The 19412-nt window shown below is 61.0% G+C and carries 18 protein-coding genes; 12 read left to right on the top strand and 6 right to left on the bottom strand.

The window, feature by feature from the left end:
• Nucleotides 1-87: 87 nt before the first annotated feature.
• Nucleotides 88-990: an Hsp33 family molecular chaperone HslO gene (gene hslO, locus NWV16_RS02305; protein ID WP_260521816.1), complete on the bottom strand. Its 903-nt coding sequence runs from the start codon at nt 988-990 to the stop codon at nt 88-90.
• A 103-nt stretch (nt 991-1093) separates the two neighbouring features.
• On the opposite strand from hslO, the gene NWV16_RS02300 reads away from it, so the two are divergent.
• Complete coding sequence (locus NWV16_RS02300) at nt 1094-1894, top strand: phosphatase PAP2 family protein (RefSeq protein WP_260521815.1); 801 nt, start codon at nt 1094-1096, stop codon at nt 1892-1894.
• Nucleotides 1895-1959: 65 nt separating this feature from the next.
• Here NWV16_RS02300 and NWV16_RS02295 read toward each other — a convergent pair whose 3' ends face one another.
• Complete coding sequence (locus tag NWV16_RS02295) at nt 1960-2367, bottom strand: RNA-binding S4 domain-containing protein (protein WP_085702734.1); 408 nt, start codon at nt 2365-2367, stop codon at nt 1960-1962.
• Nucleotides 2368-2483: 116 nt separating this feature from the next.
• On the opposite strand from NWV16_RS02295, the gene NWV16_RS02290 reads away from it, so the two are divergent.
• From NWV16_RS02290 to rimK, 3 genes are read left to right on the top strand one after another with little or no spacing between them, the layout of a single operon-like run.
• Nucleotides 2484-3263 carry an EAL domain-containing protein gene (locus NWV16_RS02290; RefSeq protein ID WP_260523472.1) on the top strand — a complete coding sequence of 260 codons (780 nt, stop codon included), beginning with the start codon at nt 2484-2486 and terminating at the stop codon, nt 3261-3263.
• Nucleotides 3264-3312: 49 nt separating this feature from the next.
• Nucleotides 3313-3759, top strand: coding sequence for an ATP-dependent zinc protease (locus tag NWV16_RS02285; RefSeq protein WP_169432582.1), 447 nt, complete (start codon nt 3313-3315; stop codon nt 3757-3759).
• Nucleotides 3756-4661, top strand: a complete 906-nt coding sequence (rimK, locus tag NWV16_RS02280; RefSeq protein WP_065257794.1) for a 30S ribosomal protein S6--L-glutamate ligase — start codon at nt 3756-3758, stop codon at nt 4659-4661. Before NWV16_RS02285 ends, rimK begins: the two co-directional genes overlap by 4 nt.
• An 84-nt stretch (nt 4662-4745) precedes the next feature.
• On the opposite strand, the gene NWV16_RS02275 is transcribed toward rimK, so the two are convergent.
• Nucleotides 4746-6059, bottom strand: coding sequence for an ATP-binding protein (locus tag NWV16_RS02275; RefSeq protein ID WP_065257795.1), 1314 nt, complete (start codon nt 6057-6059; stop codon nt 4746-4748).
• Between the two features lie 112 nt (nt 6060-6171).
• Entirely contained in the window at nt 6172-6912 is a 741-nt protein-coding gene (gene ompR / locus NWV16_RS02270; protein ID WP_007952694.1) for a two-component system response regulator OmpR, read from the bottom strand.
• Between the two features lie 361 nt (nt 6913-7273).
• Between ompR and NWV16_RS02265 the strand changes: the two genes are divergently transcribed.
• The 7 genes from NWV16_RS02265 to tauD all read left to right on the top strand — a co-directional run bounded on the left by NWV16_RS02265 (nt 7274) and on the right by tauD (nt 15625).
• On the top strand, nt 7274-9598 hold the full coding sequence (locus NWV16_RS02265; protein ID WP_260521814.1) for a Tex family protein: 2325 nt from the start codon (nt 7274-7276) through the stop codon (nt 9596-9598).
• Entirely contained in the window at nt 9598-9981 is a 384-nt protein-coding gene (locus NWV16_RS02260) for a PaaI family thioesterase (protein WP_260521813.1), read from the top strand. The genes NWV16_RS02265 and NWV16_RS02260 overlap by 1 nt, the downstream gene beginning before the upstream one ends.
• Before the next feature lie 317 nt (nt 9982-10298).
• Nucleotides 10299-11882, top strand: a complete 1584-nt coding sequence (gene gshA, locus NWV16_RS02255) for a glutamate--cysteine ligase (protein ID WP_260521812.1) — start codon at nt 10299-10301, stop codon at nt 11880-11882.
• Between the two features lie 218 nt (nt 11883-12100).
• The gene (gene tauA / locus NWV16_RS02250) at nt 12101-13078 is read left to right on the top strand and encodes a taurine ABC transporter substrate-binding protein (protein WP_260521811.1); all 978 of its coding nucleotides are present in this window, start codon (nt 12101-12103) and stop codon (nt 13076-13078) included.
• A gap of 16 nt (nt 13079-13094) precedes the next feature.
• Complete coding sequence (gene tauB / locus NWV16_RS02245) at nt 13095-13889, top strand: taurine ABC transporter ATP-binding subunit (protein WP_260521810.1); 795 nt, start codon at nt 13095-13097, stop codon at nt 13887-13889.
• Nucleotides 13886-14725, top strand: a complete 840-nt coding sequence (tauC, locus tag NWV16_RS02240; protein ID WP_260521809.1) for a taurine ABC transporter permease TauC — start codon at nt 13886-13888, stop codon at nt 14723-14725. Before tauB ends, tauC begins: the two co-directional genes overlap by 4 nt.
• Before the next feature lie 57 nt (nt 14726-14782).
• Nucleotides 14783-15625, top strand: coding sequence for a taurine dioxygenase (tauD, locus tag NWV16_RS02235; RefSeq protein WP_260521808.1), 843 nt, complete (start codon nt 14783-14785; stop codon nt 15623-15625).
• A gap of 160 nt (nt 15626-15785) precedes the next feature.
• On the opposite strand, the gene mgrA is transcribed toward tauD, so the two are convergent.
• On the bottom strand, nt 15786-16823 hold the full coding sequence (mgrA, locus tag NWV16_RS02230; protein WP_260521807.1) for an L-glyceraldehyde 3-phosphate reductase: 1038 nt from the start codon (nt 16821-16823) through the stop codon (nt 15786-15788).
• A 231-nt stretch (nt 16824-17054) separates the two neighbouring features.
• On the opposite strand from mgrA, the gene NWV16_RS02225 reads away from it, so the two are divergent.
• Nucleotides 17055-17315 carry a hypothetical protein gene (locus NWV16_RS02225; RefSeq protein WP_260521806.1) on the top strand — a complete coding sequence of 87 codons (261 nt, stop codon included), beginning with the start codon at nt 17055-17057 and terminating at the stop codon, nt 17313-17315.
• Nucleotides 17316-17339: 24 nt separating this feature from the next.
• On the opposite strand, the gene betT is transcribed toward NWV16_RS02225, so the two are convergent.
• Nucleotides 17340-19301: a choline transporter BetT gene (gene betT, locus NWV16_RS02220; RefSeq protein WP_260523471.1), complete on the bottom strand. Its 1962-nt coding sequence runs from the start codon at nt 19299-19301 to the stop codon at nt 17340-17342.
• Nucleotides 19302-19412: the final 111 nt, after the last annotated feature.

The following is a 19412-nucleotide window of genomic DNA, read 5'->3' as shown; positions in this document are numbered from 1 at the left end:
CCAGAAAAGCCCAAAAAGAGTAGGGCCCTCCCGTCGTAACGGCGTTATTCCGTCGTTGAGCAGTGAATTTACCTGCGCTGAACCGTTTTAGTGCCGGGTATCTGACGGCGTCTCGACACCCGCACCCGCGAACAATTGAGCGATATCCGCTGCATCGAACACGTAGCGCTGGTTGCAGAACTGGCAATCGATCTCCACACGGCCACCCTGCTCGGCCACCAATTGCTGCGCATCCTCCAGACCCAGGCTGACCAACGCGTTGCCCGAACGCTCACGGGAGCAACTGCAGTGGAAGCGCAGTTTCTGCGCATCGAACAGCCGTACCTGCTCTTCATGGTAGAGACGATGCAGAATCGTTTCGTTGTCCAGGCTCAACAATTCATCGGCGGTCAGGGTATTGCCCAGTGCGGTGATGTGCTGCCAGCTGGCGGCGCGTTCTTCTTCATCTTTCAGGCGATCGGCCGGCAGTTGTTGCAGCATGAGGCCACGCGCGCGACGACCATCGGCGCACAGCTTGAATCGGGTGCCGACCTGCTGGGACATGACGAAGTAGTTGGTGAAGCAATCGGACAGGGTTTCGCCGTCCAGGTCGACGATGCCCTGATAACGCTGGCCGACCGCCGGGTCGATCGTCAGGGCCAGGACACCGTTGGGCATCAGGTCGGCCAGGGTCGCATCCGGGCCGATCAGATCAGCCTCGTACCGCGCCAGGCCACGGATTTCACGCTCGCTGGAGCATTCGATCATCAGCAGGGGAATCGGGCCTTCGGAACGCGCCTGGAGAATCAGCAAGCCATCGAATTTCAGGGTGCCCACCAGAAGCGCTGCGGCAGCCATCAGTTCACCCAGCAGTTGCGCAACCGGCTCGGGATACGGGTGCTTGGCGAGCACCTCGGCATAGCTGCGCTCCAGCGACACCAGTTCGCCGCGTGTGTCGCTGTCATCGAAGATGAAGCGTTGGGTGTAATCGGTATCGAGGAAATCGGTCATAGGTCTAGGTTCTGAATTTAATGACAAAAAGGTTACAAAGAATGAAAATTCCGCGCTTCCGGCGTCGATTTTGATGCTTGCGTTCAGCCACGGGAGGCATTTTATGAACAATCCGGGTTTGTTCCAAACAAGGTGGAACCTCGGCCGGCTGGTTCTGTGCAATGCGGTGCCATTGGCACTTCTGGCTTTCTGGTTATGGCCTACAGGTCAGATGCTGTGTGTGATTTTCGACGAGTGGCTGTTCCGCTCACTCAACACTCCGCTGGCCAGCAACCCCATATGGCTCCACATATGGGCAATTGCAAGTCTGCGTCCGTTCGACATTGTCGTCGGGCTGATTCTGCTGACGCTGCTGATCAAGGGCGACTGGGTCTTCAAGGCGATTGACGTACGCCGCGCCTTCTTCGGCTTTTTCTCCATCCTGCTGCTGATGGTGGTGATTCGCGCGCTGTTTTCCAAGTTCGCCGACCACATGGGCTGGCAGCACAACAGTCCCTCCATGGTGCTCGAAGGCGCCATCCATATGAGTGACTACTTCCCGCATCTGGAAAAGACCTTAGAGCTGAAAGATCGCTCGAGTCAGAGCTTTCCCGGTGACCATGCTTCGGTGTTGCTGATCTGGGCGTTGTTCATGGGTGTGTTCAGTCGCTCGGCCGGACAGTTCCTGACAGTCTGGGGCCTGGCGCTGCTATTCATGCTGCCGCGTCTGGTGGCCGGTGCGCATTGGGGCCAGGACGATTACATCGGCGGCATGCTGCTGGCCGTATGGGCACTGGGCTGGGGTTACTACACACCGTTTGCGTACCACGCGGCGAACTTCTGGTTGAAGGTCACGTCGCCGGTTTTCCGGCTGTTGGGCAAACTGCCGGTGATTTCGCGGATGAGTGTAGTGTCCGCGCAGTAATCAAATGGCTGAAAAAAACGCAGCCGCCGGCGGGTCTTGAACCCAGTCCGGCAGGCTGCGTTTTTTTATTCGCCGCTACTGTTCCCACGAAATTTAAACAGATCCCGACGCTGCTTCTTGCTCGGTTTACCGTCAGTGGTCACGCCCAGGGCGCCGGCCTTGCGCATCGCAGCAGCCGATTCACGTTTGGCAATACTCGCCTCGGTCTCGGCATACAGCGTCTGCGCCTCAGGTGCGCCGCGACGCACGATCGACAAGGCCTGAACCACAACGGTCTTCTCGTCGAAGCCGGTACGAATCTCGAATTCATCGCCAATGCGTGGTTCTTTGCCAGGTTTGCAGCGCTCTCCCCGACAATGCACTTTGCCGCTCTCGATGGCAGCCTTGGCCAACGCGCGGGTCTTGAAAAAACGCGCAGCCCACAGCCACTTGTCGAGACGGACCTTGTCGTCCTCTTCCTGTTTTTGCGCCATATGAATTCCTCGTTCAGCCAGTAGTCGGAACTGTACTACCGATTCTGTCGGGCGCAAGAATCCGGCCCTCCAGATAAACTGTGATCTTCGCCGGTTCAACGGCTTGGAGTGATCGAGTGACCAAATTTCCGTCTTCATTGACCTCACCCAAATCCGGGTGCGCGGGTTGCCAGCAAAGCGAACCGCTGGGCTTCGATTTTTCCTTCGCCTATCAGCCCATCGTGGATCTGCGTGACGAGTCGGTGTACGCCTACGAGGCACTGGTTCGTGGTGTGACCGGTGAAGGCGCTTTAACCGTGCTGGATCAGGTTACGGAAGATAATCGCTACCGTTTCGACCAACTCTGCCGGACTCGCGCCATCGAAGGCGCAGCCGAACTAAATATGCAGACACACTTGTCGATCAACTTCATGCCCAACGCCGTCTATCGTCCAGAGTTATGCATTCGCAGCACCCTGGAGGCTGCCAGGAAACACAATTTCCCGATCGACCGGCTGATTTTCGAAACCCTGGAAAGCGAGCACGTAGATAACTATCGCCATTTGACCAATATTCTGCGTGAATACCGCGAATTCGGCTTCAAGACGGCCATCGACGATTTCGGTGCCGGTTATTCGGGGCTCAATCTGCTGGCCGATTTCCAACCGGATCTGATCAAACTCGACATGTCGCTGATCCGCGATATCGACCGTGACCGTGTTCGTCAGGCTATCGTTCGGGGGATTGTCACAATCTGTGCTGAGTTGAACGTTACAGTCATCGCCGAAGGCATAGAGAGTGCGGGGGAACGGGATTTCCTGGCGGACTGCGGAATATTTCTGATGCAGGGTTTCTGGTTCGCCAGGCCCGCATTCAAAGCGTTGGCCCAGGTGTCCCCTGAAGCGTGGACGCGTTAATCGTTGGTTTTTTCCTTTGAAGACATTTGACCATTTGACCGTTGTCGGTCTGCGCGAGTGGGTGGCGCTCCCGGATCTGGGAGTCGCAGGCCTTCGGGCAAAAATCGACACCGGCGCCAGCACCTCCAGCCTGCATGCCACCGACATCGAACCGTTCGAACGGGACGGCGAGAAGTGGGTGCGTTTCACCGCGCATCTGGGCACGGTGGTGCAGTTGCGTCACCGGCGTTGCGAAGCGCCGCTGGTGACCCGCAAGACTATCAAGAGCTCCAACGGCCAGGCCCAGGTGCGCTACGTGATCAGCACCACACTGGCCCTCGGTGACCGGGTATGGCCGGTGGAGTTCACCCTCGCCTGCCGCAAGTCCATGCGCTATCGCCTGTTGCTCGGTTCCAAAGCCCTGATCGACGGCCAACTGGTGGTCAATCCGGGCATCAAATATGTACAAGACAAGCCGGTGTTCCCGGTATCTACCTCCTCCACAGGTGTTGCATGAAGATCGCTGTGCTGTCGCGAAATCCGCGTCTGTATTCCACCCGCCGTCTGGTCGAAGCCGGAACCGAACGCGGGCATGAAATGGTGGTGATCGACACCTTGCGCGCCTATATGAACATTGCCAGCCACAAGCCGCAGATCCACTATCGCGGCAAGCCGCTGGAAGGTTTCGATGCGGTGATTCCGCGGATCGGTGCATCGGTCACGTTCTATGGCTGCGCGGTGCTGCGTCAGTTCGAAATGATGGGGGTTTTCCCCCTCAATGAATCGGTGGCCATCGCCCGCTCCCGGGACAAGCTGCGTTCGCTGCAACTGTTGTCACGTCGCGGGATCGGCCTGCCGGTGACCGGCTTCGCCCACTCGCCCGACGACATTCCCGACCTGATCGACATGGTCAACGGCGCGCCGCTGGTGATCAAGGTGCTCGAGGGTACCCAGGGCATCGGCGTGGTTCTGTGCGAAACCGCGACGGCGGCGGAGTCGGTGATCGAGGCGTTCATGGGCCTGAAGCAGAACATCATGGTGCAGGAATACATCAAGGAAGCGGGCGGTGCGGACATCCGCTGCTTCGTGGTCGGCGACAAGGTGATTGCGGCGATGAAACGCCAGGCCAAGCCGGGGGAATTCCGCTCCAACCTGCACCGGGGGGGCAGTGCCAGCCTGATCAAGATCACCCCGGAAGAGCGCATGACCGCGCTGCGCGCCGCCAAGGTGATGGGCCTGACGGTGGCAGGCGTGGATATCCTGCGCTCCAATCACGGACCGCTGGTCATGGAAGTGAACTCATCGCCGGGTCTGGAAGGCATCGAAACCACCACCGGCAAAAACGTGGCAGGGATCATCATCGAGCACCTCGAAAAGAACGGTGGCCCGAACATGACCCGCACCAAGGGCAAAGGATAAAAAACAGCAGCGAGCTACGAGCTGCATGCGGCGAGTAAAATCCGCTTTTGCTTGCAGCTCAAAGCTTGCAGCTCGGGGCTGCTCTCAAACGGCATCCCTTGGCAACATCAATCCCAGCGGCAACCGCACCCGCGCCTCCAGTCCACCACCGGAACGGTTGCGCAGCTCGACATTGCCACCGTGCATCGATGCAATCCGCTTCACGATCGCCAGGCCCAGCCCGGTGCCCTTCCCGCCTCGTGCGCGATCACCACGGGTGAAAGGGTTGAAGATCGCCTCGAGCTCCGACGGATCGATCCCCGCCCCACGGTCCATCACGCTCAACACCACATACGGCGCACTGTTGTCACCCGACACGTAGGCCGCGACTTCGACGCTGCCCCCCGCATGGTTCAAGGCATTGCCGATCAGGTTGTTCAGCAGGCGTTTCATCGACACGCGACGCAGCGGAAACGGCTGGATCGGTTCCAGACGCAAGCGCACCTTCTCTTCGCTCTGGTTGTATGGCGCTGCGACCTCACGCACCAGATCGCTCAGATCAACTTCCTCCACCGACTCGTCCCGACCATCACGAATAAACGCGAGGAACTGATCGAGAATCGCGTCCATGTCTTCGATGTCACGCACCATGTCGTCGGTCAGGTCGGTGCGGTCGCCCATCAACTCCAGCGAGAGCCGCAGCCGCGTCAGCGGCGTGCGCAAGTCGTGGGAAACACCGGCCAGCATCAGCTCGCGCTCACGCCCGGCCTGTTCGACGTCTTCGGCCATCTGGTTGAAGGCGCGATACACCTCGGTCATTTCGCTGGGCGTATCACTGATCGGCAGACGCACGCTACGGCCCTGTCCCAGTTGCCGCGCCGCATAAACAAGGCGCTTCAAAGGCTGGTTGAGCTGGCTGACGAAAATCCATGCCGACGCGGTCGAGAGCAAACCGATGGCGAGGAACCAGCCGAGCACGTTCCAGATTTTCTGGCCGCGCAACGGATGCGGATACAGCGGCACTTTCAGCCAGCCATCACCGAGGCTTGGCGCACGCACCCACAGTGCCGGCGGTGAATGCATGCGCAGCCGGACTTCGGTATCGGCCCCCAGTTCCGCCTGCATCTGTCGCTGATAGATTTCGCTGTAGGGCCAGTGCTGTTCACCTTCCGGCACACCTGCACCAATCACCCGGATCAGGGTCGCGGCATCGGCGATCTTCGCGCGGTTTTCTTCATCGGCCGCCCAATAGGCACGCAGCGTCAGGGCGACGCCGTGACTGTACTGACGGTCAACCAGCACGTCCTCGTTCATCAGCAGATAAACCAGGGTCAGGGCCTTGGAGAACAATACGACGATGAGCACCAGCCAGAGGGTGCGGGAGAAAAAGCTTTGGGGGAACCAGACAGGGGTTTTCATGGATAACCGCTACGCGCTTGCAGGAGCGAGCAATGCTCGCATATTGCAGATGGCGAGTCTGTTGGCGCAGCGCTTCGCGCTTGCCTCCAGACCCGCTCCTGCAAATCAGCCGTCACTTGGTGGAGTTGCCATCCGGCACGAATACATAACCCACGCCCCAGACAGTCTGGATGTAGCGCGGCTTGGACGGATCGGGTTCGATCATCCGGCGCAGACGGGAAATCTGCACGTCGATGGAGCGCTCCAGGGCATCCCACTCCCGGCCACGGGCCAGGTTCATCAGTTTGTCGCGGGTCAGCGGCTGACGAGCGTTCATCACCAGTGCCTTGAGCACCGCAAACTCACCGGTGGTGAGCATGTGTACTTCGTCACCGCGCTTGAGTTCGCGGGTGGCCAGGGACAGCACGTAGTCGCCGAACGTGACATTTTCCTCTTCACTGCCCGGCGCGCCCGGCACCGGTGCGGCCTGACGGCGCAATACCGCTTTGACGCGGGCCATCAGCTCGTCCGGGTTGAACGGCTTGGCCAGGTAGTCGTCGGCACCCAGTTCCAGGCCCTTGATACGACTCAGCTCGTCGCCCTTGGCGGTGAGCATGATGATCGGGATCTGGTTATTCGCACCACGCAGGCGACGGCAGGCGGTCAGGCCGTCTTCGCCCGGCAGCATCAGGTCGAGAACGACCAGGTTGAATACTTCACGAGACAGCAGACGATCCATCTGCTCGGTGTTCGGTACGGCGCGGGCACGGTAGCCCTTGCTGACGAAGAAGCGTTCCAGCAGGCTGCTCAGCCCAGGATCGTCGTCAACAATAAGAATTTTTTCGCCTTCAGCAGTTTGTGCAGTGCTGCTCATTGGATGCTCCTTTTAGCTCGGCGCGCATTATGGCGTAGCTGCCGTTATACGCACCGTGTGCATTGTTAGCAGATTTTTCCTTCACTGCCAGAAAACCGGGGCTTGAGCCTACAGACCCTGTCGCCCCCGAATGACAGAACGCCGGTTATAATGCGCGGCCTTTTGAGTCAGGCAACGTCTGAATCGTTACCGCAGTTGGCCGCACCTTATTTTCATGGGCGACGCAGTAATTGTTCGATTTCACGGGTCAACGGAATGCCTTTTGACCCAGGCAGCGGCCGTGAGCGAGCCGCCCCACCAGACTCCGGGCCTTCATTTACATGCCTGCGAGCCTGCTTTTCACAATTTGTCAGGTGGTTTTATGGACAGCATCAACAGCCGCATCGCCGAGGAACTCGGCGTACGCCCGCAACAGGTCGAAGCGGCCGTCGCGCTACTCGATGAAGGCTCGACAGTTCCCTTCATCGCCCGTTACCGGAAAGAAGTGACCGGCAGCCTCGATGACACTCAACTGCGTCATCTGGAAGAGCGTCTGCGCTACCTGCGAGAACTCGACGAACGGCGCATCAGTATCCTCGCCAGCATTCAGGAGCAGGGAAAACTCACCCCTGAACTGGAGCGCGAAATCAAACTCGCCGACACCAAGACCCGCCTCGAAGACTTGTACCTGCCGTACAAGCAGAAGCGCCGTACCAAGGGCCAGATCGCCCTGGAAGCCGGCCTCGGCGAGCTGGCCGACGGCCTGTTCAACGACCCGAACCTGGCCCCGGAAACCGAAGCCGCGCGCTTCATCAACGCCGAAAAAGGTGTGGCGGACATCAAGGCTGCACTGGAAGGCGCCAAGTACATCCTCATGGAGCGTTTTGCCGAAGACGCCAACCTGCTGGAGAAACTGCGCAACTATTTGAAGCAGGAAGCCACCCTCAGTGCCCGCGTGATCGCCGGCAAGGAAGAGGAAGGCGCCAAGTTCCGCGATTACTTCGAACACGACGAACCGCTCAAAGGCGTGCCGTCGCACCGCGCGCTGGCGATTTTCCGTGGTCGCAATGAAGGTATCCTCAGTGCTGCGCTGAAAGTCGGCGAAGAACTGCCGGGCACTTTGCACCCGTGCGAAGGCATGATCGGTCAGCACGTCGGCATCCAGAACCAGAACCGTCCGGCCGACAAGTGGCTGAGTGAAGTGGTGCGCTGGACCTGGAAGGTCAAGCTCTACACCCACCTGGAAACCGACCTGCTGGGCGAACTGCGCGACGGCGCCGAAGCCGAAGCGATCAACGTTTTCGCCCACAACCTGCATGACCTGCTGCTGGCCGCTCCGGCCGGTCCACGGGCTACCCTGGGCCTCGACCCGGGCCTGCGCACCGGCTGCAAGGTCGCGGTGGTCGACGCTACCGGCAAGCTGCTGGACCACACAACCGTCTACCCACACGTGCCGCACAACAAATGGGACCAGACCATCGCGATTCTGGCCGCCCTGTGCGCCAAGCACTCGGTTGACCTGATCGCCATCGGCAACGGCACCGCCAGCCGTGAAACCGACAAGCTGGCCATCGAGCTGATCAAAAAATATCCAGCCATGAAAATGACCAAGGTCATGGTCTCCGAAGCCGGCGCATCGGTGTATTCGGCATCGGAGCTGGCAGCCAGAGAGTTTCCGGATCTGGATGTGTCGATCCGTGGCGCGGTTTCCATCGCCCGTCGCCTGCAGGACCCGCTGGCCGAACTGGTGAAGATCGATCCGAAATCCATCGGTGTCGGCCAGTACCAGCACGACGTGTCGCAACTGAAACTGGCGCGCGGCCTGGATGCCGTGGTCGAAGACTGCGTGAACGCCGTGGGCGTGGACGTGAATACCGCGTCGGTGGCGCTGCTGGCGCGGATCTCCGGCCTCAATGCGACCCTGGCGCAGAACATCGTGACTCACCGTGACGAAAACGGCGCGTTCAAGACTCGCGCCGCGCTGAAGAAAGTCGCGCGTCTGGGCGAGAAAACCTTCGAACAGGCCGCCGGCTTCCTGCGCGTGATGAACGGCGACAATCCGCTGGACGCTTCGGCCGTTCACCCGGAAGCCTACCCGCTGGTGCAACGCATCGCCGCCGAAACCGACCGCGACATCCGCTCGCTGATCGGCGACGCCGGGTTCCTCAAGCGTCTGGATCCGAAGAAATTCACAGACGAGACCTTCGGTCTGCCAACGGTCACCGACATCCTGCAGGAACTGGAAAAACCGGGCCGCGACCCGCGTCCGGAGTTCAAGACCGCCGAGTTCCAGGAAGGCGTCGAGGACCTGAAAGACCTGCAACCGGGGATGATCCTCGAAGGCGTGGTGACCAACGTCACGGCGTTCGGTGCGTTCGTCGACATCGGCGTTCACCAGGACGGTCTGGTGCACATCTCGGCGCTGTCGGAAAAGTTCATCAAGGACCCACGCGAAGCGGTGAAGGCCGGTGACGTGGTGAAAGTGAAGGTCATGGAAGTCGACATCCCGCGCAAACGCGTCGGCCTGTCGATGCGCATGAGCGACACCCCGGGCGAGAAAGTCGACGGTGCCCGCGGCTCGCGTCCGGGCTCGGCGCCACGCCAGTCGCAGGGTTCGGCTCCGCGCAAGGAAAGCACCCCGGCTGCCCCGGCGAACAACGCCATGGCCTCGCTGTTCGCCAACGCCAAGCAGTTGAAGAAACGCTGATGGAAATTCCGGCCGGGCTCGTCGAGAGCGCGTTTTACAAGCTGTTGGGCTGCCGCCTGCACAGCCTGGAAACCGGGGTGGCGCAAGTCGCCCTGGTGCTGGAACCCGAACTGCGCAACCGTGGCGGCAAGCTGCACGGCGGCGCGCTGTTCAGTCTGGTCGATATCGCCATGGGGCTGGCCTGTTCCAGCACCCACGGTTTTGACCAGCAGAGCGCTACCATCGAGTGCAAGATCAACTACATCCGCGCCGTCTCCGAAGGCGAGGTGATCTGCACGGCCCGGGTGATCCACCCGGGCCGGCGCACGCTGGTGGTCGAAGCCGACGTGATGCAGGGCGACAAACTGGTCGCAAAAGCACAAGGCACGTTCGCTGTCCTGTAGCTAGTCGTCATCGATTTGGGTTAATTTCGGCGCTGTGATCGCAGCGTCGAGCTTTTCTGTGGGAGCGGGCTTGCCCGCGAATGGGGCGTATCAGCCAGTATCAACTAGTCTGAAACACCGCTTTCGCGGGCAAGCCCGCTCCCAAAGGGATTGCGTAATCTTCGCCCGCATCGGCCAGATTCAGGGAGCGAAGTTGGCGTTTCAACGGGGGCTTCAGGGCCCGAAAAACCAGGCGAAAACGCCAGTTTCAACTTCACCCTTGTAGACCGTCCTGCCCACCCCCATATTGGGGCGACTGACGCGTGAAGGAATCCAAATTGAGCGAACTTCTCAACCGCCGCCTGGCTCTGCTCGGTGAGCGCGCCAACCTCTCTCTGCTCCAACAGTGTCTGCACGGCATCGAACGCGAATGCCTGCGCGTGACCGGCGAGGGTCGACTGGCGCAAACGCCGCACCCCGAAAGCCTGGGTTCCGCGCTGACCAACGAACAGATCACCACCGACTACTCCGAGTCGCTGCTGGAATTCATCACCCCCGCCCTGTCGGACCCGGCCGATACCCTGGCCAGCCTGGACAGGATTCATCGCTTCGCCTACAGCAAGCTCGGCAACGAGTACCTGTGGAGTCCATCGATGCCGTGCCCGTTGCCGGCCGAGGAGGACATCCCGATCGCCTATTACGGCACCTCCAACATCGGTCAGCTGAAGTACGTCTACCGCAAGGGCCTGGCCCTGCGTTACGGCAAAACCATGCAGTGCATCGCCGGGATTCACTACAACTTCTCCCTGCCGGAAAAGCTCTGGCCGCTGCTGAAAGAAGCCGAAGGCTTCGTTGGCACCGACCGGGATTTCCAGTCGTCGTCCTATATCGCGCTGATCCGCAACTTCCGTCGCTACAGCTGGCTGCTGATGTACCTGTTCGGCGCTTCGCCGGCACTGGATGCAGGTTTCCTGCGGGGCCGTCCGCACCAGTTGGAACAGTTCGATGCGGACACCCTGTACCTGCCTTACGCCACCAGCCTGCGCATGAGCGACCTCGGTTACCAGAGCAACGCCCAGGCCGGCCTGACCCCGTGCTACAACGACCTGTCGAGCTACACCGACAGTCTGCGCAAGGCTGTGGCCACGCCGTACGCACCGTACGTGAAAATCGGCACGCACCAGGATGGCGAATGGGTGCAACTCAATACCAACATCCTGCAGATCGAAAACGAGTACTACTCCAATATCCGCCCGAAACGCGTGACCTACACCGGCGAGCGGCCGATCCAGGCCCTGATGGCCCGTGGCATCCAGTACGTCGAAGTGCGCTGCCTGGACATCAACCCGTTCCTGCCGATGGGCATTGACGTCACCGAGTCGCGCTTCCTCGACGCATTCCTGTTGTACTGCGCGCTGAACGACAGCCCGCTGCTGACCAACATCAGCTGCGGCAATGCCACTTCCAACTTCCTCAGCGTGGTCAAGGAAGGTCGGCGTCCGGGCCTGCAACTGCAGCGTGATGGCCAGCCGGTCGATTTGAAGGAATGGGCGACAGAACTGCTGGAAAACATCGCTCCGCTGGCAGCGATGCTCGATCAGAGCCATGGCGGCGAGGCCCACAGCAAGGCCCTCGACGCTCAACTGGCCAAGGTCAGGGACGCGTCCCTGACGCCTTCGGCCCAGGTGCTGGCAGCCATGACCGAACACAAGGAAAGCTTCGCGCAATTCTCCCTGCGGCAGAGCCAGGTTCACGCCGAGTTCTTCCGCAGCGAGCCGCTGGCCGCTGAAGAACAGGCGAAGTTCGAAGAACTGGCGAGCTCATCGCTGGCGCAACAGGCTGAACTGGAGCAGAACGAGGTCGGTGATTTTGACGTGTTTGTCGGGTCGTACCAGGCGAGCATCCTGGCGATCAGCAACTGACATCAGAAGGTTCTTCGAACCATTTCGCGAGCAGGCTCGCTCCCACAGAAGACTGTAATCTGATGTGGGAGCGAGCCTGCTCGCGAATGACCGCGCAGCGGTCACGCTCAGATTTTTCTGCTCATAAGCTAAGTCTAAAAAGTTATTTATTTTTAGTTTCTTAGATCATTTAGTCTCCTTTCATGCCGACGCCCGGTCGCCTGATATGGAGCTCTTCTATGAAACTGAATGTCCCGCTTCGCCTGCTGGCCGTGGCCTCTCTGGCTGCCGCGAGCTTCCTGGCCCAGGCCGCCGACCTCACCGTCGCCTACCAGACCACCGTCGACCCGGCGAAAGTCGCCCAGGCCGATGGCGCGTACGAGAAAGCCACCAAGGCCGACATCAGCTGGCGCAAGTTCGACAACGGTGCGGACGTCATCTCGGCCATCGCCTCCGGCGACGTGCAGATCGGTTACCTCGGCTCCAGCCCGCTGACCGCAGCCGTCACCCGTAAGGTCCCGGTGGAAACCTTCCTCATCGCCACCCAGATCGGCGCCGCCGAAGCATTGGTCGCCCGCGACGGCGCCGGCATCAAGACGCCGCAGGATCTGGTCGGCAAGAAAATCGCCGTGCCGTTCGTGTCCACCGGTCACTACAGCCTGCTCGCCGCGCTGAAACACTGGAACATCGACCCTTCGAAAGTCACCGTCCTCAACCTCGCCCCGCCGGCGATCATTGCCGCGTGGAAACGCGGTGACATCGACGCCACTTATGTCTGGGATCCGGCGCTGGGTGTGGCCAAGGAAAACGGCAAAGTGCTGATCACCTCCGGCGAACTCGCCAAGTTCGGTGCGCCGACCTTCGACGCCTGGATCGTGCGCAAGGACTTCGCCGAGAAGCATCCGGAAATCGTCACCGCGTTCGCCAAGGTCACCCTCGACGCCTACGCCGACTACCGCAAGGATCCGAAAGCCTGGATCGCCAACCAGAGCAACGTCGACAAACTGGTGAAATTGTCCGGCGCCAAGGCCAGCGACATTCCCTTGCTGCTGCAAGGCAACGTCTACCCGCTGGCGGCGGATCAGGTCAGTGACCTCGGTGCGCCGACCACCAAAGCCATCACCGACACCGCTGCGTTCCTCAAGGAGCAAGGCAAGGTTGAAGCGGTACTGCCGGACTACGCGCCGTACGTCACCCCCAAGTACATCACCAACTGATCCGGAGTTAATTGCGATGGCCTTGCTACAACTGGAGCGCATCAGCGCACAGTATCCCGGCAGCCCGGAACCGGTACTGTCCGACATTTCCCTGACCCTCGGCCCTCAGCAACTGCTGGTGGCCCTCGGCCCGTCCGGCAGTGGCAAGACTTCGCTGTTGAACCTGATTGCCGGTTTCGTCGAACCGAGCGCCGGCCGCATCACCCTCGACAACGTGCCAGTCAAGGGCCCGGGCGCCGAGCGCGGCGTGGTGTTCCAGGATGACGCCCTGCTGCCCTGGCAGGATGTGCTGGCCAACGTTGCCTTCGGTCTTGAACTGGCCGGTGTGGCCAAGGACAAACGCGAACAGATCGCCCGGGAAATGCTCGCGCTGGTCGATCTCTGCGGGTTTGAACACCGCCGCATCTGGCAGCTCTCAGGCGGCCAGAAGCAACGTGTCGGCCTGGCTCGCGCCCTCGCCGCCGACCCGCGCGTATTGCTGATGGACGAACCCTTCGGCGCCCTCGACGCCTTCACCCGCGAACAGATGCAGGAATTGTTGCTGCAGGTCTGGCAACGCACCGCCAAACCGGTGTTCCTGATTACCCACGACATTGAAGAAGCGGTGTTCCTCGCCACCGACCTGATTTTGCTGGCACCGAATCCGGGACAGATCGTCGAACGCCTGCATCTGGATTTCGGCAAGCGCTATGCCGCCGGTGAATCGGCGCGGGCGATCAAGTCCGATCCGCGCTTCATCGAAACCCGCGAACATGTGCTCGCCAGAGTGTTTTCGCAACGCAGCGCCGTTCAACGGCAGGAGCGCGCATGAGCAGTTACGACGTTTCCGCCACCGAAGTAAAACCCGCCGCCACTTCGGTGGTGATTCCCGTGCGCCGCAGCCTCAGCACCCGCTGGATCAGCCTGCTGACCTTGTTCGCGTTGCTGGTGATCTGGTGGGCGGTGACCGCCACCGGTCTGATCGAACCGCTGTTTCTGCCGCCACCGTCCGCCGTGCTGCAAAAAGGCTGGTTGCTGGCGACCACGGGCTATATGGATTCGACCTTGTGGCAGCACTTGGGCGCCAGCCTCAGCCGCATCGGTCTGGGCCTCGGCTTCGCGATTCTGACCGCCGTGCCGGTGGGCATCGCCATCGGCGCCAACCGTATAGCCCGTGGTGTGCTGGATCCGCTGATCGAGTTCTATCGCCCGATTCCACCACTGGCCTATCTGCCGCTGATCGTGATCTGGTGCGGCATTGGCGAGTTGTCGAAAGTACTGCTGATCTACCTGGCGATTTTTGCCCCGATCGCCATCGCCACCGCCACCGGCGTGCGCACCGTCGACCCGGCCAAATTGCGCGCCGCGCAGTCGCTGGGCGCGACTCGCGCACAACTGATCCGCCATGTGATTTTGCCCAGCGCCCTGCCGGACATTCTGACCGGGGTGCGCATTGGTCTGGGTGTCGGCTGGTCGACCCTGGTGGCCGCCGAATTGATCGCGGCCACCAGCGGTCTGGGCTTCATGGTGCAGTCGGCTGCGCAATTCCTGGTCACCGATGTGGTGGTGCTGGGGATTCTGGTCATCGCCCTGATCGCCTTCGCCATGGAAATGGGTCTGCGCGCCCTGCAACGCAAACTGGTGCCGTGGCACGGCCAGGCCCATTGATTTTTCAGCACTGACTACCCCGACAGTTTCGGGGCCCCGGAATTGAAGAGAACCACCATGAGCAGCCTGAACATCACCCCGTTAAGCTCGGCCCTCGGCGCACAGATCAGCGGCGTCGACATCAGCCAGCCGCTGAACCTGGAACAACGCGACGCCATTGAGCAGGCGCTGCTCAAATACCAGGTGCTGTTCTTCCGCGATCAGCCGATCGAGCCGTCGCAACAGGCGCGCTTCGCCCACTATTTCGGCGACCTGCACATTCATCCGATCTACCCGAACGTGCCGGAACAGCCTGAAGTGCTGATCCTCGACACCGCCGTCACCGACGTGCGCGACAACGCGATCTGGCACACCGACGTGACCTTCCTGCCGACCCCGGCCATGGGCGCGGTGCTCAGCGCCAAGCTGTTGCCGGAGTTCGGCGGCGACACGTTATGGGCCAGCGGGATAGCCGCGTATGAAGCACTGTCGGCGCCGATGCAAGCGATGCTCGAAGGGCTGACCGCGACTCACGATTTCACCCGCTCGTTTCCGCTGGAGCGCTACGGCAACACCCCGGAGGCACTGGCGCAGTGGGAAGAAGCGCGGCGCAAGAATCCACCGCTGTCGCACCCGGTGATTCGCACTCACCCGGTGAGCGGGCGCCGTTCGCTGTTCGTCAACGAAGGCTTTACGTCGAAGATCAATGAACTGTCGGAAACCGAGAGCGAGGCGGTGCTGAAGTTCTTGTTCGCCCACGCGACACGACCGGAATTCACCATTCGCTGGCGCTGGCAGAAGGATGACATCGCATTCTGGGACAACCGCGTGACGCAGCATTACGCAGTGGATGATTACCGTCCGGCGCGGCGGGTGATGCAACGGGCTACGGTGTTGGGGGATGTGCCGTTCTTCAAATAGGCCCCGATTTCCCTGGTGCTTGAGCCGGCCTCTTCGCGGGCAAGCCCGCTCCCACAGGGGCCGAGCCGTACACAAAATCTGCGAACACAGCTGTATTTGTGGGAGCGGGCTTGCCCGCGAAAGCGTCAGAGCAGGCGCCGAATGACTCGGCGCCAGCCACTTATTCCGCCGTCGAAGGCTTCTCCCAGAGATTGATCCCGCCCTCCTGGGCAAACCGGTCGATCTCCGCCAACTCCTCCACACTGAAACTCAGGTTTTTCAACGCCCCGACGTTCTCGACAATCTGCTCCGGCCGGCTCGCGCCGATCAGCGCCGAAGTCACCCGCGGATCGCGCAGCGTCCACGCCAATGCCAGTTGCGCCAGGCTCTGCCCGCGACGCCTGGCGATTTCATTCAGCGCCCGCACGTGAGCGATGTTGGCCTCGGACAAGTGCGAAGCCTGCAACGAACCACCGCCCGGACGATTGACTCGGGCGTCCGCCGGTACGCCATTGAGATACTTGTCGGTCAGCAGCCCTTGCGCCAGCGGGGTGAAAGCAATCACACCGGTGCCAAGCTCTTCGGTGGTATCGAGCAGATCCTTTTCCACCCAGCGGTTGAGCAGGTTGTAGGCCGGTTGGTGGATCAGCAGCGGCACTTTCCATTCCTTGAGCAACGCGGCGATTTCGCGGGTTTTCACCCCGGAGTACGACGAGATACCGATGTACAACGCCTTGCCCTGCTGCACCGCCGTGGCGAGGGCACTGGCGGTTTCTTCCAGCGGGGTGTCCGGGTCGAAACGGTGCGAATAAAAGATATCCACATAGTCCAGGCCCAGGCGTTGCAGGCTCTGGTCGAGACTGGCCAGCACGTATTTGCGCGAGCCGCCGCCCTGGCCGTATGGGCCGGGCCACATGTCCCAACCGGCCTTGCTGGAGATGATCAGTTCGTCGCGGTACTGCTTGAAGTCTTCGCGCAGCAGGCGGCCGAAATTGATCTCGGCGCTGCCGTAGGGCGGGCCGTAGTTGTTGGCCAGATCGAAGTGATTGATCCCCAGGTCGAACGCGGTGCGCAGCAACGCGCGCTGGGTGTCGATCGGCGTGCTGTCGCCGAAGTTGTGCCACAGGCCCAGGGACAGCGCCGGTAACACCAGACCGCTGCGTCCGACGCGGCGGTAAGGAATGGAGTCATAGCGGTTTTCGGCAGCGGTGTATGTCATCGAATCCTCTCTTGTCGGTATTGAACGGGTATCGACTTTCACAGGCCGCCCAGCATACGCCGTGTGGAACACCGATAGACCCGGAATACGACCAATTGCTGAAACGTTTCAAAAAAATCTGCCCATCGTCAATGCAGCCCCGAAGGCTGGCAAGAAAGGATTAAAGGCTGACCTATGCTCAACAGATGCAAAGTCACTCTTTGATCCCCCAACCTTCAGGCGAAACTCACCATGCACACCGCAATCATCATCTTCTTCGGCCTGGTGCTGCTGGCGCTGATGCTCTACATCGGCGAGCGCATCGGCTTCAGCCGCCAGACCATGGCCTACGGTTTTGCAGCATTGTGGCTGGCGCTGACGGTGATCAACGGCACGGTCGGCGTCGTACACGCGAAGCAGCCGCTGGGGTCGGAGATTGCGATCGGCAGTGCCGTGTTCGGGGTGCCGATCGCAGCGATGGTGTTGTTCATGGTGCTGAGCGCCGAGACCTGAAACCGCCCCGGCGCCCCGTTCCGGTCAACGCACCAGATGCAGGAACTGCATGTGCCGTTCGTACTGGTCGAGGATGTCGTTGATGATCTGTTCTTTGGTGTAACCGACCAGATCGTAATCCTGGCTACCCTCGCTCAGATGCACTTCGGCGCGGTAATAGCGGCGGTTGTTGAGCTGCTTGGAGCCCATGCCGCCGCGGGCGAACGACGGCGTGAAGTAGCCGCGCATCTGCACCTGATAGATGAACGGATGCAGTTCGCCATGGCCGATTTCCAGACTGACGCTGTCGTGAGCCGGATCGGGCTGCGTAACGACATGCAGCCCCTTCTCGACGAATACCGCCGTCACTTCTTCGATGGCCGGTTTCACCGTGGTGTCCATGAAGCGGTACACCTCGTCCCTCGACGGGAAGTGCACGGCCTGACTCAGGCGCTGTCGCCAGCCACCCTTGCCGCGCCGCGAGCCGGAGACCGGCGCCAGCGAATGCAGTTGCGCGATCTGCTTCTGCGACTCCAGGTAGAACGCCTTGTGCAGGCCCCACATCATCAGCAGCAGAATCAGCGAGAACGGCAGCGAGGTCAGCACCACCGCTGATTTCAGCGCATCGATGCTGCCCGAAAACAGCAGTCCGCTGGTGATCAGTGCCGTCATCGTCCCCCAGAACACCCGCAGCCACTTCGGACCGTCCTCATCCGGATTCCCCCCCTTGGCCGACAGGGTCGAAAGCACCACGGTGCCGGAGTCGGCGGAGGTGACGAAGAACACGAAGCTGATGAACACCGTCACCGCGATGACGGTTTTGCTCCACGGGTAGGTCTCCAGCAGCAGGTAAAGGGTCATCGACGGGTTGTCGAGGGCCGACATGCCCAGCGCCGACATGCCGTGGTTGAGCACCTGATCGATGGCGCTGTTGCCGAAGATCGACATCCACGCGAGGGTGAAACCGAGCGGAATCAGCAGCACGCCGAAGACGAATTCGCGAATGGTGCGGCCACGGGAAATCCGTGCGATGAACAGGCCCACGAACGGCGACCATGCGATCCACCAGGCCCAGTAGAACACCGTCCAGCCGCCGAGCCAGTCGCTGGGTTTGTCGTAGGCGTAGAGGTCGAAACTCTTCATCGGCAACGCGCCGAGGTAGTCGCCCAGGTTCTGGATCAGGGTGTTGAGCAGGTGCTGGGTAGGACCGGCGAACAACACGAACAGCAGCAGCGCACAGGCCAGCAGCATGTTGATGTCGGACATGACCCGCACGCCCTTGTCCACACCGGAGACGGCGACGACGATCGCTGCGCCCATCATCAGTGTGATCAAACCGACCTGAATCCACTGGGTATGGGCGATGCCGAACAGGTAGTCCAGACCTGAGTTGAGATGGAGCACGCCGAAGCCCATGTCCGCACCGAGGCCGAACACCGTGGCGATGATGCCGAAGCCATCGACCGCATAACCGATGGGGCCGTTGATACGCTTGCCGATCAGCGGGTAGAGCGCCGAACGCAGGGCCAGCGGCAGGTTGTGCCGATAAGCGAAGTACGCCAGCGCCATACCGACGAAGGCGAACACGCCCCAGCCGTGCAGGCCCCAGTGCAGAAACAGGATCTGCATCGCCTGACGCGCCGCATCCGCCGTGCCGGCTTCGCCTTGCGGCGGCTGGAGCATGTGAGTCAGCGGCTCGGACACACAGAAGAAAAACAGCGTGATGCTGATCCCGGCGGCGAACAGCATGCCGGCCCAGGACAGGTAACTGAATTCGGGTTCGTCGTGGTCGGCACCGAGTTTGATCTTGCCGTAGCCCGATAACGCGGTGACCACCACGAAGACCAGATACAGGGTCATCGCGAGCATGTAATACCAGCCGACCGTATTGGCCGCCCAGTTTTGCGCTTCAAGCAGCCAGGCACCGGCCTGCTCCGGCATGGCGATGACCGTCAGGCCGAACAGCAGGATTACCGTGGCGGCGAACCAGAACACTGGCGGATTCATGCGTACCAGGCCGCTGGCGGGGGTGGACGATGCACTCATGAGCGGTGCACCTCCAGGGGTTGGAAAATGGCTGAAATGATCGGACTCAGCAAAGGCAAGCCTCCTGTTGTG

The organism is Pseudomonas sp. BW7P1 (assembly GCF_024981055.1).
Classification (GTDB): Bacteria; Pseudomonadota; Gammaproteobacteria; order Pseudomonadales; family Pseudomonadaceae; genus Aquipseudomonas; species Aquipseudomonas bananamidigenes.
Note: the sequence above shows the minus strand (reverse complement) of the source record. Positions and strands in the feature narration are given on the sequence as shown.